The 18716-nt window shown below is 42.0% G+C and carries 8 protein-coding genes and 1 CRISPR repeat array; of the genes, 5 read left to right on the top strand and 3 right to left on the bottom strand.

Features of this window, described 5'->3' with window-relative positions:
• The first annotated feature begins 175 nt into the window (after positions 1–175).
• Positions 176–7399: a CRISPR direct-repeat array (repeat unit 36 nt; unit sequence ATCCCCACTCGCTGGGGATATTAATTGAATGGAAAC).
• 292 nt (positions 7400–7691) lie between these two features.
• Positions 7692–7802 carry a DUF2934 domain-containing protein gene (locus ABWT76_RS06480; protein WP_354636388.1) on the top strand — a complete coding sequence of 37 codons (111 nt, stop codon included), beginning with the start codon at positions 7692–7694 and terminating at the stop codon, positions 7800–7802.
• A 399-nt stretch (positions 7803–8201) separates the two neighbouring features.
• On the opposite strand, the gene ABWT76_RS06485 is transcribed toward ABWT76_RS06480, so the two are convergent.
• The gene (locus ABWT76_RS06485; protein ID WP_054468293.1) at positions 8202–8768 is read right to left on the bottom strand and encodes an adenylate/guanylate cyclase domain-containing protein; all 567 of its coding nucleotides are present in this window, start codon (positions 8766–8768) and stop codon (positions 8202–8204) included.
• Between the two features lie 76 nt (positions 8769–8844).
• A complete protein-coding gene (gene arsS / locus ABWT76_RS06490; RefSeq protein ID WP_354635818.1) occupies positions 8845–9855 on the bottom strand; it encodes an arsenosugar biosynthesis radical SAM (seleno)protein ArsS in 1011 nt (336 codons plus the stop codon).
• 406 nt (positions 9856–10261) lie between these two features.
• Here arsS and ABWT76_RS06495 point away from each other — a divergent pair, with 406 nt between their 5' ends.
• Both ABWT76_RS06495 and ABWT76_RS06500 read left to right on the top strand, forming a co-directional pair.
• Positions 10262–10423 (top strand): hypothetical protein, encoded by a 162-nt coding sequence (locus ABWT76_RS06495; RefSeq protein WP_156331907.1) that lies wholly within the window; start codon positions 10262–10264, stop codon positions 10421–10423.
• 16 nt (positions 10424–10439) lie between these two features.
• Complete coding sequence (locus tag ABWT76_RS06500; protein ID WP_156331908.1) at positions 10440–10613, top strand: hypothetical protein; 174 nt, start codon at positions 10440–10442, stop codon at positions 10611–10613.
• Between the two features lie 212 nt (positions 10614–10825).
• Here ABWT76_RS06500 and ABWT76_RS06505 read toward each other — a convergent pair whose 3' ends face one another.
• Entirely contained in the window at positions 10826–11035 is a 210-nt protein-coding gene (locus ABWT76_RS06505) for a DUF2281 domain-containing protein (protein ID WP_354635819.1), read from the bottom strand.
• A gap of 543 nt (positions 11036–11578) precedes the next feature.
• Between ABWT76_RS06505 and ABWT76_RS06510 the strand changes: the two genes are divergently transcribed.
• Together ABWT76_RS06510 and ABWT76_RS06515 are read left to right on the top strand one after the other, a co-directional pair.
• Positions 11579–15730, top strand: a complete 4152-nt coding sequence (locus tag ABWT76_RS06510) for a filamentous hemagglutinin N-terminal domain-containing protein (RefSeq protein WP_354635820.1) — start codon at positions 11579–11581, stop codon at positions 15728–15730.
• 214 nt (positions 15731–15944) lie between these two features.
• A complete protein-coding gene (locus tag ABWT76_RS06515; RefSeq protein ID WP_354635821.1) occupies positions 15945–18500 on the top strand; it encodes a CHAT domain-containing protein in 2556 nt (851 codons plus the stop codon).
• Positions 18501–18716: the final 216 nt, after the last annotated feature.

The raw sequence follows: 18716 nt of genomic DNA on the forward strand, positions 1-18716 counted from the left end.
GAGGTTCACGGAAAATCGCTGTAACTTAGCTAATTCGTCGGGAACCTCGCAGCCTCTCTGGGTAAGGGTTTCAGCGATTTTTTTTTCGAGGTTTAGCAAAATTGTAGCAACAAAATTGGTGAACCTCGCAAACCGCCTCTAGACATCTTGCTGGGTAAGGGTTATAATTTTAGCTATCCCCACTCGCTGGGGATATTAATTGAATGGAAACAAATTGCAATTACTGAGTAAGGACAGTTAGGGATTTTTTTTATCCCCACTCGCTGGGGATATTAATTGAATGGAAACGGATAGATGAGCGATCGCTGGTAATGGATAGATGAGCGAATCCCCACTCGCTGGGGATATTAATTGAATGGAAACCATCAAGTATTCCAAAGAGCTATCTAAAAAAGAAAAAATAGATCCCCACTCGCTGGGGATATTAATTGAATGGAAACCCCCTTTTAGGCAATTCGTTAAATCGGGGTTAATCTCAATCATCCCCACTCGCTGGGGATATTAATTGAATGGAAACTGTTAATGGTTTGCCAAGTTCGTTTGACTTAATTTCCGAGTATCCCCACTCGCTGGGGATATTAATTGAATGGAAACGCGCCTTAATAGTGAAAAAATCGGATTCTCGATCGTCTGTGATCCCCACTCGCTGGGGATATTAATTGAATGGAAACGAGCAACTTTTAGTTGCTCATTGAAAAGAGAGTTATTGAATCCCCACTCGCTGGGGATATTAATTGAATGGAAACTGGAGATGCCAGTTGACTACCCCCACAGAGTACATGAAGAATGCCTGTCCGATGAATCCCCACTCGCTGGGGATATTAATTGAATGGAAACTTTACCTTCGGTATTAGAACCGAAGACGAATATTTGATTAATCCCCACTCGCTGGGGATATTAATTGAATGGAAACTTGACATCCGAAGTTACGAGCCACTCGGCAAGCATGGAGATATCCCCACTCGCTGGGGATATTAATTGAATGGAAACTAGGAGTCGGTAAAGAGTCTCAAAAGACTTTTTGATGAATCCCCACTCGCTGGGGATATTAATTGAATGGAAACATAAGTTTTCCAACGTTCTCGCAACATTCAAGTCGATCCCCACTCGCTGGGGATATTAATTGAATGGAAACTTGTTACTGAGAATTGTGTGAGCCAGATGTTTTTTCATCCCCACTCGCTGGGGATATTAATTGAATGGAAACTGAAGCCCATTAGAGCCGGTCCGAATATGGCACTCATATATCCCCACTCGCTGGGGATATTAATTGAATGGAAACTACCTGCACCCGTTGAGGCAACTCGTGGTTTATCCAATCCCCACTCGCTGGGGATATTAATTGAATGGAAACTTCTGACGGATGCGTATTCACCCGTTTTTGAATTATTTATCCCCACTCGCTGGGGATATTAATTGAATGGAAACGGGCGTAGCAGCTAACCCCTTGTACAACCCTACCATACTATCCCCACTCGCTGGGGATATTAATTGAATGGAAACTTAAGTTTAAATGCTTTAATTAAGTTATTGATAGAAAAGAGTAAGTATCCCCACTCGCTGGGGATATTAATTGAATGGAAACACACTTCCTTTTGGCTTAAAGCCATACGGCTACCATTGATCCCCACTCGCTGGGGATATTAATTGAATGGAAACAGGAAAGTATCCCAGATACTTTCTAGGAGAAGGAGCAGTTGAATCCCCACTCGCTGGGGATATTAATTGAATGGAAACGCTCCGAGTGAAGGAGCTCGACCGTAACGATATCCATTTCTATCCCCACTCGCTGGGGATATTAATTGAATGGAAACGTGACTTCTGTTAGTTTGATTTCCAGGGCTTCGATTACCGATATCCCCACTCGCTGGGGATATTAATTGAATGGAAACCCACCGCCAATGATCTACATATTCCCAGTGATTTCGATTATCCCCACTCGCTGGGGATATTAATTGAATGGAAACGCGATGATAGCTGACAGAGTCTTCCCAGAATTTTTTGAAACATCCCCACTCGCTGGGGATATTAATTGAATGGAAACTAAATCCATTGGCTTACAGGGAGATAAATATAGCGATCGATCCCCACTCGCTGGGGATATTAATTGAATGGAAACGTGAATTTACCTTCATCAGAAGATTCCCACTCGCGTTGCATCCCCACTCGCTGGGGATATTAATTGAATGGAAACTGGTTAAGATTACCCCTTCTTCAGAGGTAATCATAGAAGAAATCCCCACTCGCTGGGGATATTAATTGAATGGAAACTCTTCCCCCTCTTCATCGATTAACGTTGGTCTATGGTCATCCCCACTCGCTGGGGATATTAATTGAATGGAAACAAGGAGTTATTAGAAAGGGTTGCAGAACAAAGGTCAACCAGATCCCCACTCGCTGGGGATATTAATTGAATGGAAACTGAACCAATTCAATTTCTCCCAGTTTCTCTCTAAGCTATCCCCACTCGCTGGGGATATTAATTGAATGGAAACCCATATCTCTTTCCACTGATGGAAAGAGACGATTAATTCATCCCCACTCGCTGGGGATATTAATTGAATGGAAACGAGGTCTATAAGAATATCCATGACATCGAATGTTTCTTCTTCATCCCCACTCGCTGGGGATATTAATTGAATGGAAACAGAGAGGGATAGCGCTTGACTTTTGAGGCTTACTTTTATCCCCACTCGCTGGGGATATTAATTGAATGGAAACATGGTAGTCTTGAATGCCTTACGCTCTTGACGGGCACTAATCCCCACTCGCTGGGGATATTAATTGAATGGAAACGATAGTGCCGGGGAACCGGGAGGCGATCGCCTGTGGTGATCCCCACTCGCTGGGGATATTAATTGAATGGAAACCTGCCCTTTAAATGGAATAGACTTAATTAGTGATTTTGGATTTATCCCCACTCGCTGGGGATATTAATTGAATGGAAACGAATTGCTGCTTGGTCAATAGAATCAACTAGCGATTTGTATCCCCACTCGCTGGGGATATTAATTGAATGGAAACGAGCGCTAACTGATTTAAATAATGGATTAACCTCCGCATCCCCACTCGCTGGGGATATTAATTGAATGGAAACGATATCAAATACTTTTTGAATAAACTCTAGAGGAACATCCTTATGGAATATCCCCACTCGCTGGGGATATTAATTGAATGGAAACTCTTCTTATCAGCTTTGCTTTGGGCTTCAAGCCCGAAAAAAATCCCCACTCGCTGGGGATATTAATTGAATGGAAACGGCAATTGTTGCCAGTCGTAATAGGCGATCGCCTCACCCTATCCCCACTCGCTGGGGATATTAATTGAATGGAAACTCTACTCATTTGAGGATTAAATAAGTCTATTACTACTGTATCCCCACTCGCTGGGGATATTAATTGAATGGAAACTTAAAAGATGGTTTAAGTTGTAGTCCCATGTATTGAATCCCCACTCGCTGGGGATATTAATTGAATGGAAACAATAATCAATTGGTTTGAAGCAATTGTCAACTTGATCACGTCGTTGATCCCCACTCGCTGGGGATATTAATTGAATGGAAACGAAATACTTTCTTGTGGGAGAAATCCCGGAGATGGACATCCCCACTCGCTGGGGATATTAATTGAATGGAAACTTCGCTTCCGGCAGTTTAGCAAAAATTTTAAGCATTTTCAATCCCCACTCGCTGGGGATATTAATTGAATGGAAACCGGCAAAAGTTGTCGAGCGGGCATTTTGGAAGTACCGCGAATCCCCACTCGCTGGGGATATTAATTGAATGGAAACGGTAGTTTCATTTTGATTTTTGGAAAATTTACCTAAATTATTCTATCCCCACTCGCTGGGGATATTAATTGAATGGAAACCTTACACCCTCACTGACCATTGCCTTGATTTCCTCGAAATCCCCACTCGCTGGGGATATTAATTGAATGGAAACTCTATTTCTTTCCTTTAATATATCTTGAAGAATAGAAAGATCCCCACTCGCTGGGGATATTAATTGAATGGAAACTATCTATGAAGGTCTCGGGTTATCTGGCTTCAATGCTAAATCCCCACTCGCTGGGGATATTAATTGAATGGAAACAGTTATGAATATAAGACGATGGAAATATTAGATATGGAGGATCCCCACTCGCTGGGGATATTAATTGAATGGAAACTTCGCCTTATCTATCTGTATGGATAATGCGTAAATCTATCCCCACTCGCTGGGGATATTAATTGAATGGAAACGTAGATTAGTAGTATCCCGGTTAAGCATTGCGCTAACCCCTGCATCCCCACTCGCTGGGGATATTAATTGAATGGAAACATGGGGTTCATCAATGGATTGAAACCATTAGCACCAGTACCTCCAATCCCCACTCGCTGGGGATATTAATTGAATGGAAACATCTCCTTCTTTTATAACTACTCTTAAGCCTATCCAATCTTTATCCCCACTCGCTGGGGATATTAATTGAATGGAAACAATCCTAAATGGTACACTTAAACCTCCCTTTTAATTATTGATAAATCCCCACTCGCTGGGGATATTAATTGAATGGAAACATCCGTAATGAACAATACTTAGGAGAGGATAAATCCCCACTCGCTGGGGATATTAATTGAATGGAAACAATGCAAGAGGCGGGCAAGGTTGTCTGGGAAAAAGCATCCCCACTCGCTGGGGATATTAATTGAATGGAAACAAGGAGAATAATTTTTCTAACTTGTTAACATTGGTATCCCCACTCGCTGGGGATATTAATTGAATGGAAACTAAGAACGCCTTTCCCTCTGGTGTTAACCCGACTACTTATCCCCACTCGCTGGGGATATTAATTGAATGGAAACGATGGGATATAACAGAGGCTAATAAATTACAAACCTTTTATCCCCACTCGCTGGGGATATTAATTGAATGGAAACTGGTAGCTTCAAGAAGAACTTCATGCATCCATTTATCGAATCCCCACTCGCTGGGGATATTAATTGAATGGAAACCCACAGTCACGAACTGCATTCCATCCCCATCGACATCGCCTATCCCCACTCGCTGGGGATATTAATTGAATGGAAACTTCACCAGTCCGGCCACAAAGGACCGGCTATCATACTTCTATCCCCACTCGCTGGGGATATTAATTGAATGGAAACGATCGCGAATCATAGAGCGCTCCAGTTGTGCGAAGCCCGCCATATCCCCACTCGCTGGGGATATTAATTGAATGGAAACATTCGGAAAGAGTTAATCAGAGCATTTGACTTTTCCGATATCCCCACTCGCTGGGGATATTAATTGAATGGAAACACTGTTGCCATTTTCTTTGTTGCATTAGCCAATTTGTTGTATCCCCACTCGCTGGGGATATTAATTGAATGGAAACATAAACCTACCTTTTCCTATGCTCGTTACCTTGGATCCCCACTCGCTGGGGATATTAATTGAATGGAAACTCTACTTGGCTAACTATTACAAGGTCTTCGTCTTCTAATCCCCACTCGCTGGGGATATTAATTGAATGGAAACTCATTCCCTTAGCAGACCAGTTGAGAGCACCCGGCCAATCCCCACTCGCTGGGGATATTAATTGAATGGAAACGCTCCTCAATGCTCCAACCTTGAAGGGTGAGTGGTTGATTCAATCCCCACTCGCTGGGGATATTAATTGAATGGAAACGTGGGCTCGGTATGAGCTGTTATTGCCTTAGCTAAGGGACATCCCCACTCGCTGGGGATATTAATTGAATGGAAACCCATTGACCTCCGTGAATAATCTCATGCAAGGTCATTAAATCCCCACTCGCTGGGGATATTAATTGAATGGAAACAGAATTGCCCGATAGCCATTTGCACTGTACGCAGTTCACCATTCTTATCCCCAGCGAGTGGGGATATTAATTGAATGGAAACAAGGAGAAGCTTCTTGATAGAGGTCATGTCCTAATATCCCCACTCGCTGGGGATATTAATTGAATGGAAACTTATAATCCTCCAAAGTAGCCCCGACCACTTGGGAGGAATACTCATCCCCACTCGCTGGGGATATTAATTGAATGGAAACTCGCGGGAATCGTTGCTTTTCCAAAGTTCATCTTTATCCCCACTCGCTGGGGATATTAATTGAATGGAAACTAAGTTTTTCTTAAGTTAGCTGAATTGATTGTAAATCCCCACTCGCTGGGGATATTAATTGAATGGAAACTCAACATAAAAGCAATACCTTGAATAGTAGCCCAGTTCAATCCCCACTCGCTGGGGATATTAATTGAATGGAAACAGTCAGTGGGATTTCCGCATCCCCGAATTTGATAGCTAAAGATCCCCACTCGCTGGGGATATTAATTGAATGGAAACAATCCCTATCCGGTCAAGAGTAGAGAACCCTTGACCAGAATCCCCACTCGCTGGGGATATTAATTGAATGGAAACGTTAAGGGCTTTAGTTGCTCAACGATTGCGGCTTCAGCATCCCCACTCGCTGGGGATATTAATTGAATGGAAACTGGAAGGTAGCCCCCTAGGACAAAGCAGTCATACAATCCCCACTCGCTGGGGATATTAATTGAATGGAAACCATTGGTAGAACGGGGCTTCGATAATGGCTAGGTCCTGATCCCCACTCGCTGGGGATATTAATTGAATGGAAACGTTCCAAAGCACGACGACGAAGGGCTTGAAGTTTGACCATCCCCACTCGCTGGGGATATTAATTGAATGGAAACAGATAGGGCGTCCATAGGATTTAGGGGTAGGTAACTTAACCTTATCCCCACTCGCTGGGGATACTAATTGATTGGAAACTCGCGCGTTCATAATTAAACTCTGTTAGTTCATCCTGGTATCCCCACTCGCTGGGGATACTAATTGATTGGAAACAGCATTTCGGCGTCTGTCGCGTTTAGCAGTTGCTTAACTCTATCCCCACTCGCTGGGGATACTAATTGATTGGAAACTAAGACCTTACCTTTCAAACCACTCATGCTATGAAGAACTATCCCCACTCGCTGGGGATACTAATTGATTGGAAACAAAACGTAATCTGACAGGCTTAAAGTGAAGCTGTTTAATATCCCCACTCGCTGGGGATACTAATTGAATGGAAACGGAATCCCTTTCTTCTGCTGTAAAGGTTTTTCTCGACAGTCAATCCCCACTCGCTGGGGATACTAATTGAATGGAAACGTCAAGGTCTTTCTTGACAGTCATATTTGATTTTTATCCCCACTCGCTGGGGATACTAATTGAATGGAAACTCACCACATCGGCGGTGTATGCCGGTGGAGCGATCGCATCCCCACTCGCTGGGGATACTAATTGAATGGAAACCCTCTACTAAGGCTTCATTCCAAGATGCTCCTTGCTGGGCACATCCCCACTCGCTGGGGATATTAATTGAATGGAAACGCCATGACCATCGGCAGAAACTTGATGGTAAACATTGCTGCAAATGGTTTTCCACTTGCAGGGAACAATTGAACAAAAATAGTAAAAGCGATCGCCCATTTTCTGTAAGCGATCGCTTTTTAATTACTGATTAATAAATTTCTCTCTCTCATCTGCCCGATTCAACCAGCCCGGTAAGTGAACCCCACCCCATTTTTATGGGCGGCAAAATTATTTCGGCAGTCCTCCTTATAATTTTACCAATCAAACTTGTGAATATTTTCTGCCTCCACCAAAACCCACGGAACAGGATATCCAAGTTCACGCTTATCACTTATGGCAACGGATGGGTTGTCCTGAAGGGCAAGATGTAGAAATTTGGCAACAAGCCCGTCAAGAATTAGAAGAAAGTTGGCTTAACTAAGTTATTTCAGTTATTTCAGGACTTACGCATAAACCCTAAATATTTACGGTTGATTCGCTTTCTCAACCCTACTTTTACACCTGGATCTTAAATAATGCATAAGTCCTATATTTGTTATTTAGTCACTCGTAGGGGCGTTCTCGCATTCGCCCCTACTGCTCTCTGCCTCCCTACTTATCCGACAGCCCACACCCTAAACCCTACAGCGGTTTTCTGTTGAATAGACCACAGATGCTTTGTATATTTTATCGAGGCTTGTAGGGGCGAAGCATTCCGGCAGATATTTCTGGTTAAAAGCAGAGATTTAATACCGGAATGCTTCGCCCCTACGGGTATTTGTGGTTTACCAGTCTGAAAACCGCTGTCTTGCCTGATAGTTGCTGGGGACGGTAATCGCATTTAATACAATAATTTATAATAGTGAATCAGGTAACGAGAAACATTCTGACTGCATCGCTCAAATTGGTAACCGGAAAGAGTTAAATTTTCATAACTTTTTTCTGTGAGTAAAATATCTCCGCCATTGGCAATATCTTCCCCCAATTTATAAGATAAATTGACCTCATGGCCATAGACTCCCTCATCTCCAGCATCCAGCATTAGGCCATAACCAATGCCAATAGCCACCCCCAAGGCTTCATCTTCAGCAATCATCATTCGGGCATCAGCTACTACTTTATTCATGGCGATCGCTGCTTCTAAAGCGCGATCGGGATGGGTAAAACAAGCATAAAGATTATCCGCTTTCGGCTGCCATTTAATCGCTTCATGTTGTTTCATCACTGGATCGGCAAGTTCCCGCAAATTGGCCAGCAACTGGAGATAATAAACAATTCCATATTTTGCCGTTGTCCTCGTAAATCCGGTGGGATCTAGATTCAAAATCGCCCAATTGCGCCCTAAATCTGCCCACAATTTTTGCTCATCTTCTTCTCTCACCCGTTGAAATATTCGATTGTTGTTCATATTTGACACCCATCTATGAAAAATTCAAAAATTTTACCCTGAAACAATCTAACCATTCCCTAATCTAAATCTAATTTTACACTAATGCCCCTCCACAACTCGACCCAGACCCAGCGGTACAGCCATAACAATAATTAGCAGTTTGTACCGTTGAAATTATATCTAAATTTTCGGCTTCTAGTAACTTAGCTAACGTTAAAGCTTCTCCATTTGCTGTGCGGGCGGGTAAACCTTCCATTTGGTTAAAATCGCAATCATAAACATTGCCTAAATAGTCAATGGATAACTCATGGCGACACATTAATTGAGGAATAGTAGCTGGGTTGTAATTATGCTCTAAAAATTTCAAATAAGGCTGATAAAGCTGGTGATGTTGTAACTGAAACTTAGTCCGACCAATGGGCAGATTGGTAATGGTTAATAGCTGGTTAAACTGAATGCTAAAATGTTTTTTTAAGAACGATTCATAGGCGTTTTTCAGTCGATACTGATCTGGGGTTAAAGCAAACTTTTCCGATTTAGGCAGTGCCGGGTTATAGACTAAATCGAGAATTAAATTGGGGTCGCTGCCGTAGCCAAGCTGGTTTAATTTCTGCAAGGCTTTGATTGAGTCATTATAAACTCCTTTGCCCCGCAGTTTATCTACATTGTCTTCTAGGTAACAAGGCAAAGATGCCACTATTCTGACTTTTTGACTGGCACAATATTCGGGAATATCTTCATATCCCGGTTCAAAATAAATGGTCAAATTCGACCGGACAATTACCTCTTTGCCTTGGTTTCTAGCGGCTTCGACAATGGGTTTGAATCCATACAGCATTTCCGGCGCCCCTCCGGTGATATCCACGGTTTTAATTTGGGGAAATTGGGCGATCGCCTGTAAAATCTGCTGGCAAATTTCCGGGGAAAGTTCTTCGGTTCGCGTCGGACTTGCTTCTACATGACAATGAGTACAAGCCAGATTACAACGTCTCCCTAGATTAATTTGTAAAACCGTAATTTTATTTTTGGTTAAAGGGGCATTTAGCTTTTGCTGAAACGGGGTAATTGTGGTGTTGGAAACCTGGTTAGCGGCTAATTGAATCATATCCTTTGGGTGATTTTTGATCTTTTGATCGGTTTTGACACTGTACAACAAATTGTTGTTTGTTGTTGGTTGTTAGTTGTTAGTTGTTGGTTGTTGGTTATTTGTTATTTGTTATTTAATAACATTAATTGATAGCAACTAGCAGTTAGTGACTAGCGGTTAACAAGAAACAACTAACAACTAACAACAAAAAATCCTTGGTTAAGAAAATTTAACATAAGTCTAATGAAAGCTTTGATTGCCTTTAACCACAGGGATAGGGGCGATCGCGCATAATATTTAATATAAATTTGTATCAGTAAATACAAAAGGTTCCGGTAAAGTTTCTCTAAGGGCTGAATCTTATAACAAGAATCACTGACAAATCATTAATTCGCGTAATCCCTCAATTTTTAGGAGTACTGCCATGACTACCCAAGCCAAAGCCAGATTTTTACTAGCCCGTCAGCGTCAACGTCAACGTAACCGCCAAGACTCTCAGGTGACATTGCTGGCGCAACAAACAGGGCTATCAAGCGGTACATCTGATGTCACCGATTTTATAAGCGATCGCAATCAAATAATCTAAAATGGTAAAAAACGCGATGAAATTTTCCTATCACCGAATCACCCAACCTTGGCAACCACTGACTTTAGAAGTCATTGAGGCAGAAATCTTAGATCGAGATCATCTCCGTAACGGAAAAACCCGCACCATAAAGGAAATGCCGATGCCTCAACGTCCATTTTCTTTTGCCAAAACTATCTTGTGTCAATAATGATTCGTGGTGGGATTTTTCCGCATTACCAGCATCAAAACCAAAAACCCGGTTTTTTCACGAAAACCGGGTTTTTTGGCGATAAAATTCGGTTCTGTAAGGACAGGACATCGCCTGATGGTCTTATTCTTTGGGAGATTACTTCATATGGACGTTTTTTCACGCTCGTTTGATCTGTAAAGGGAAATGGAACCAAGATAATATCGCCGAAACTATAACTGGTCATAGTCAGCATCCTCATCGTTATCCCAAATCTTGGCAAAAGCGGTTTCCGAAAGTTTCCCCGCCGCACGATTTAAGAGAATCCTGTCATTTTTCTCTAACAGGAAGTCCACAAAATATTCTACTTCTGTAATTTTATCGGGAGGTAAATTGCGGATTTTTTTGATTAAGTTTGTTTCTGAATAAATCCCTGAATTCATATTCTCTATAATTCTTTTATGAGAGTTTTGACTTTCAAATCATCAACACCATAAAGAAGCGTAAAATAGCTATTTGTTAGCATAGCACACAAAGGCACGGTGTGGGTGTCGCGAGTTGAAAGGAAAAAGAATGAAAAAGGGCGATTCCGCGTGCATATCGGATTCCGAAGCTTGCCCCCACTTCGGCGGGGGTAAAATCCCTTGAACGTTTTAGAATTAAAGCCCTGGAAACAGAAAAGATTCTGTATTCAGGAATCCGATTTAAGTAGGTGAACATAATTAATTGCACTTTTCGTTCTCCGCCAATAGGCTTTGGATTCCCGCCTTCGCGGGAATGACAGTTTTTCTTCTGTTATGGTCTGTAGTGCATTTATTTCTGCCCACCTACTTACCCCGATTGATTGCCCATGTTGAAATGTTAATATGTTAAATCTTGATAAAGATTGGCAAAACTATCGATTTTTTTTATGGAAAATTTCTCTGTTTATATGATAGTTTAAATATGAGAGTTTAAATCGACAATCCCTAGAGGATCGGACTGCCATGAAATTACCCCGTCATTTATTTCCCGGTCTCATTGTGATGCTCTCTGGGTGGGTTTTGCCCTGGCAGTCTTCCACAGCGCAAATCCTTCCAGATTCCACTCTGCCAGGGAATTCGCTGGTGACACCTAACGGGCAAATTTGGGAAATTACTGGGGGCACCCAAGCGGGCGGCAATTTATTCCACAGTTTTGAAAAGTTTTCGATTTTGACTGGGGAAACGGCTTTTTTCAATCATTCTTTGGATATTCAAAATATTTTTAGTCGTGTGACCGGGGGTTCAGCTTCCGAAATTGATGGATTAATTCGGGCAAATGGGACGGCGAATCTATTTTTGCTGAACCCCAATGGGATTATGTTTGGCCCCAATGCGAGGCTGGATATTGGTGGGTCGTTTTTTGCCAGTACCGTTAGCAATTTCAAATTAGCGGACGAAACAGAATTAAAAATCGCCCCGGAAACTGCTCCTATATTGACTGTTAATGTTCCGATTGGTCTGCAAAATACATCTTATTCGGCTGGAATTGTCAATACAGGTCAGCTTGCGGTGAAACCAGCGCAAAATATAGGCTTGTTGGCTGGAACTATTATCAATACTGGTCAACTTTGGGCACCAGGGGGTCGAGTAACGATCGCCACTGTCCCGAATATTACAGAATCTGGAGATTTATCTTCATCTTTGTTCGAGTTACCCATCTTTGGAGAAATAGAAACATTCGGACTCAATGTCACCAATACGGGTGCAGTGACATTAGGTGAGTCGGGTTTTTTTGTAGAAACTGGGGATATTGCGATCGCACCGGGAAACCAAGGTGTCCCATCAGTACAAGCGGGAACAGCAACTTTGTTGGCGGCTAAAAATCTGAGTTTAATCGATGCTGCATTATATGTTACCGGAGATTTAAACTTACTGGCGCGGGATACCGTGCAAGTTCGCGATAGTATCGCTAATCCTTTTTATGCCCAAGCTGGAGGAAATCTACATATCCAGGGAAATCAGGGGATAAATTTACTCGTTTTGAATCATCCACATACACCTTTTCAGAGTGGTGCTGCCCTTCATTTAGTCAGCGATGGCACAATTTTTGCCGACGCTCACTTTACCAGTGGCGGTAGTTTCTCGATTCTTAATCTGTCAGGAAACCCCGGTAACTTTGTCAGTCTTTATGACCCGATTATCAGTTCGGAAGAAGATGTCATTATTGGGAATTATACAGGGCCGTCGTTAAAAATAGAATCAATGGGAAGCATCACTGCCGGAAATCTGGTAATTTTAGAACCCGATACAACTTTACAACCGAGTTCCGATCCAGATATTCCAATTTTAAGAAGTAGTCCAGCATTAATTTTGCGAGCAGGAGTGGATGCTTTACAAAATCCCCCGACTTCGATTCCATCTGTTGTAAATAGTTTTCCTGAAGCGGCGATCATAACTTCTTCTACAGAAGTGTACGCTAACGACTTTGAAAACTCTGTGGGCGATGAATGGTCTAACCGAAAAACTGATATTACTCCTCTGGGAGACAGAAGATTTTTAGGCCAGTTTGGTGGCATTGAAACCGTTAGTCTAAATTTGGATAATATTCCCGAACATAATCAAGCCACGGTGACATTTGATTTATTTGTAATTCGCTCTTGGGATGGAAGCAAAATTGATTTTGGGCCAGATATTTGGAATCTGACTATTCCTAATTACATCACTTTAGTGAATACAACATTTTTGAATCAAGAAGATGCAAAGAATAACACAACATTTGGTCAAGCGTATCCGAATAGTTTGTTTGAAGGCAATAATCCTGGTTACACTGGCACTCAAGAAATAAATTCTCTTGGGTATAATTTTAGGGAGCATCGAAACGATGCACTTTATTCATTAATTCAGATATTTCCCCATTCAGACAGTTCATTGCAACTGAACTTTTTTTCATTGCTGGAAGAAGAAATTGAAAATGAAAGCTGGGGAATCGATAATGTTACCGTATCGGTGCAAGAGGCTACTACGAGTTCTGGGAATCCGTTGCCCTCTGTTGTAGTGGATCTGCCAAATTTCAGCACCTCCGGATCGCGATCGCCCGGAAGTATTACCGTTGGCAACATGATTACCGCTGGAGGCCCGATCGTTCTATCAGGAACCAGCGATATTACTGTCAGTGGAATCGTTCGGTCTTTTGGCGGAAATATTAGTTTCGAGAGTAGAGGAGATATCAACACAACTGCCGGTAATATCGATTCAAGGTTAGACCAAAAAGGAGGAAACATAATCCTCAAAGCAAATGGAAATATTTTTACTAACCAGATTGAATCAAATGGGGGAACTATTACGTTAGATAGTGGAGGAACGATCGATACCACTGCCGGTCGGATTCAGTCGAGATCGAGTAGTAATGGAGGAACAATTACTTTCAACGCTGATGGGGACATTTTCGCAGGTTCTATTACTTCCTCTGGAGACCAAGATGCTGGAGACATTAATTTGATTAGTCATGGAAAATTGTTTATCGATGGCGCCATGACGGAAGAGGAACTTACGATTCGCAGCGATACCTTTAAGTCTGGCACTAGGGGTAATATTAATTTTACCGCTAATTCTATTTCTGTGATGAATGGCGCTCAAGTTCTCACGGGAACAGGATTGGACGGACAACAAAGTAGACCGGAAGGAGAAGGTGGTACGGTGACTATCACTGCCAGAGATTTTGTTGAGGTCAGCGGAACCTCACCGGATGGTCTTAGATTTAGTTTCATCTCTACCGCCAGTGGTGGAAATATAAATCCAGCAGATTTAATCATTAATACCCAACGATTGATCGTCAAAGATCGAGGTGCGATCGTCACAGCGGCGGCTGGCTCAGGCAACGGTCAAGGGGGCGATCTGATTGTCAATGCTTCTGAATCGGTAGAATTGTTAGGCTCTTCAGTACCGCTTCTATTTCCGACAGGCTTATCTGCCGATACAATTGGTTTTTCAGATGAAGGAGATGCGGGGAACTTAATCGTCAATACGAAACGGTTCATTGCCCATAATGGAGGCGCTGCATCCGCTTCTACTGCTGCCAGATCATCTAACCGTCAAGGAGGCAATCTGATTATTAATGCCTCGGAATTTGTTGAATTAAGTGGAAGTTCGGTAAATGGGTTTGCCAGTGGTTTATATGCTCAAACTTTTGGTGCAGGAAATGGAGGAAATTTGATCGTTAATACTCCTGAGTTGATCGTTCGAGATGGAGCAGTGATTACAGTTAGTTCTCGGAATGCAGGAGATAGTAGACTTCCTTTCAATTTAAGCGTATTAGAAGGATTAAATATACAGGGTCTGGATAATATGGCGCTATTAAATAGCGTATTAAATGTTGAAGCAACAGGGGATGCAGGGAATATAAAAATTGATGCAAATTCGATAATTTTGGATAGTCAAGGGTCGATCACCGGGGAAACCAAAACGGGGCAAGGTGGGAATATTACCGTCGAGACAGATGACTTGCAACTTCGCAATGGAAGTAATATTTCGACGACTGCTGGAATTGCTGGTGCAGGGGGTAATGGCGGCAACATTACTATTGTGATGGATATTTTAGCGGCTTTGGAAAATAGCGATATTCGCGCAAATGCCTTTGAGGGTAGTGGTGGAAATATTCAAATTACCACTCAAGGGGATTTTCGATCGCCTGATAGTGAGATTGATGCCAGTTCTCAATTTGGAATAGATGGGACGGTGACATTTAATATCTTCGGTATTGACCCCACTTCTGGGTTATTAAAGTTACCGCAGACTCCTGTGGATGTAACCAGTTTAGTCGATCGCCGTTGTACTCCTAGCAACCCACAGCAAAGTTCATTTATTAATATTGGACGCGGTGGTAAACCGGCAACTCCCAGAGATCCTCTGAGTAGTAATGGTGGTTGGGTAGACTCCAATTTTTCTGAGGTATCGACCACTGCCTCAGTGCCAACTGACCAGAAATCGGGTTTCTCTTCAGCGATTTTGGCCGAAAGTCAAGAAAGACTGACAGAAACCCGGTTTCTGATGCCACATAATGCCATTGTGGAAGCCCAAGGTTGGATTTTCAACGAACAAGGTCAAATCATATTGGTGGGGCAAACTGATGCCGCTACCCCCGATCGTTTTTTACCGACACCTCGTTGCGGAGAATAACTTCCGACATCCATATTATTGGGCAAGTTTTATCTTAGTCGGAAGTTGGGTTTAATTTTTGCAGTATTTCTCTTGGATCAAAACCACAGAGACACAGAGGACACAAAGAGAGATTTTTTATTCGTTCCCAGGTTGTACCAGGGAACGAGTAAACTTAGTAGGGACACGGCTGGCCTAAGTCCCTACGTTTTCCTTTTTAGTTGGAGATAGCAAGATGACAAAATATTGGTCAGTTTGGAAATATATTTTATTGGCAATCAGCCTCATCCTAGTGATTATTGGTGGGCAAGAAAAATTAATCGCTCAGGTAGATAATCCTGTCGGCAATTCAACAAGTTCTGCGATCGCCCAATGTGAGTTAGCAGCGGAAAACTATGCGGCTTGTTTAACTCAAAAAGGTTACGACTATTTCAACCGAGGTGATGCCCAAGCTGCCTTAGAAATTTGGCAAGAAGCTGAGGCAGCTTACCCAGAAAATTCAGATGGATTTATAGGCAGTAAAATTAATCAAGGGATGGCTTTACAAGGGTTAGGTCAATCTCGGCAAGCTTGCCAAGTTTTAGTTAAAGCTTTATATGGCGATCGCCTCTATAGTATTTGTGATGTTACAAATGAAGAAACTTTAGATTTATCAGCAATATCCCCATCTTCAATGAATGCGATCGGATTGCGGAATTTGGGGGAGGTGCTGCGGGCGATCGGTAAACTGGATGAGTCGCAGCAGGTATTAGAAAAAAGTCTGGAAATATCTCAAAAACTTAACATTTCTGAACAAATAAATCTGGTGCAGCTAGAGTTAGGCAATACTCATCGCGCAAATTACTACAGACTTACCAATTTATACGAAAGAACCGATAATAAGGCGAATACGAGAAAAGATGCGATCGCTCAAGCTGATTTGGCTTTAGCATCCTATCGCCAAGTTCGGGAAACCTACCCGCTACTTCAGATAAAATCCCAACTCAATCAACTCAGCTTATTAGTAGATTTCAAGGATTGGTTGTCAAAGATTAAGCAAAGTGATTCATTCACTCACAAATCAGAAATAACTGATTTAATTGATTGGCTAAATAACTCATCAAATTTGACAAATTTACCTCCCAGCCAATTTGCGGTTGATGCCCAGATTAATTTTGCCTTAAACTTAAGCAAGCTTGGTCAATCTGAGATGGCTTTCACCTATGCGGAAAAAGCCAGAAAAATTGCTACACCTCTGGGAAATCCATCGGCTGAATCTTATGCTTTGGGTGTTCTTGGTGAATTATTTTACGATCGGTATGTTCGGTTAAAGCAAGATGAAGATTTAACCCAAGCTGAAAAGTTAACCAGAGAAGCCATAGTCATTGCTAACAAGATTCCTGATTCGGCAAATCTTTTGTATGAATGGCAATGGCAGTTAGGCAAAATTTACCAAGATAAAGGAAATATTGAGGAGGCGATCGCGGCTTATGAAGCAGCGGTGAAAAACCTAGAAATCGTCCGCCGAGATTTACTGGCGATTAATGCCGAAATGCGGTTTTCTTTCCAGGAAAAAATTAAGCCGATTTATGAAGATTTAATTTGGTCACTGTTACATCAAGCGGAAACACCCGAACAAAAATCAGAACAAAAAGACTTGAAAAGAGTCACTGAACTGATTGGCCAATTTCAACAAGCTGAAGTTGAAAATGCTTTTGGCTGTATCCAATCAGAGCTAATTAATCTTACCAAAGATATCGAACCACAAAATAACTATGATTTGCCCGACGCGATTATTTACACAATCGTTTTAGAAAGAGAACAGCATAATGCGATCGAAGTGATTCTGAAAACTACGGATAAATATTATTACAACAGTACCCGATGGACGGATGTCAAGAAAAATATTGATAATCTACAAGACATTTTACAAGATAAATATTTCTATCAGTACGAACCGAATGACTGGATATCAACGGATACGAAAAAACTTTACGAACTCTTCATTGGACACGCTGAAAACCACTTGCCAAAAACAGGCGATTTAGTTTTCGTGGTCGATAGCTCATTAAGCAATATTCCGATGGGGCTGCTGCAAGATAAACATAATCAATATCTAGTACAGAAATATCGAATTTCTACGATTTTAGGAGCGCAATTGCGAGAACCCAAAAAGTTGAATTTAGAAAAATCAACGGCTTTAATTGCTGGTGCTGACCAATGGCAAAATGCTCAAGAAAGAAACTTGGATCCGCTGAACTATATAACCGATGAACTCGACGAATTTGAAAAATTGACGGTGGCGCGATCGCGTCTGGAAGGTGAAGACTTTACTCGAAATAAATTTCAAAAGCAAGTTGCAGATTTGCCCGTTCAAATCATTCACATCGCCACTCACGCCAAATTTAGTTCCGATCCGGAACAAACCAGAATAGAAGCTTATGACCAACCGATTACTCTTAAAGAATTAAAGTCTTTACTTCAGAGTAAAACCCAAAGCAGTCTGGATAATATTGAGTTACTGGTTTTGAGTGCTTGCCAGACTGCTAAGGGAGACGAACGTTCCGGTTTAGGATTAGCAGGAGTTGCCTTACAAGCGGGAGCCCGAAGTACAGTGGCAAGTCTCTGGAATGTCAACGATCCTTCTACGCCAAAATTTATGAAAGAATTCTACCAAAGACTCAAAGATGGCGAAACTAAAGCCGAAGCTTTACGTCAAGCACAGCTTGCTTTTTTAGAAGATGAAAAATACTCCAACTTTCGACATCCATATTATTGGGCAAGCTTTATCCTAGTCGGCAGTTGGCTTTAATTTTTGCCGTATCGGTAGGGTGTGTTAGCGCTGGCGCGTAACGCACCAATCCCCTATATATAAAGTCAGCACCGACTGTTGCATTTTTAATTGGAAACGGTATTAAAATTGGTAAAATAGTCGGTTTTAACCGCCTGTAGGGGTGATTCGCGAATCACCCCTACAGGCGGGGATTTTCATCCCCGCCGGATTTTCATCCCCGCCGGATTTTCATCC

The sequence above is a fragment of the Planktothricoides raciborskii GIHE-MW2 genome (assembly GCF_040564635.1).
Taxonomy (GTDB): domain Bacteria; phylum Cyanobacteriota; class Cyanobacteriia; order Cyanobacteriales; family Laspinemataceae; genus Planktothricoides; species Planktothricoides raciborskii.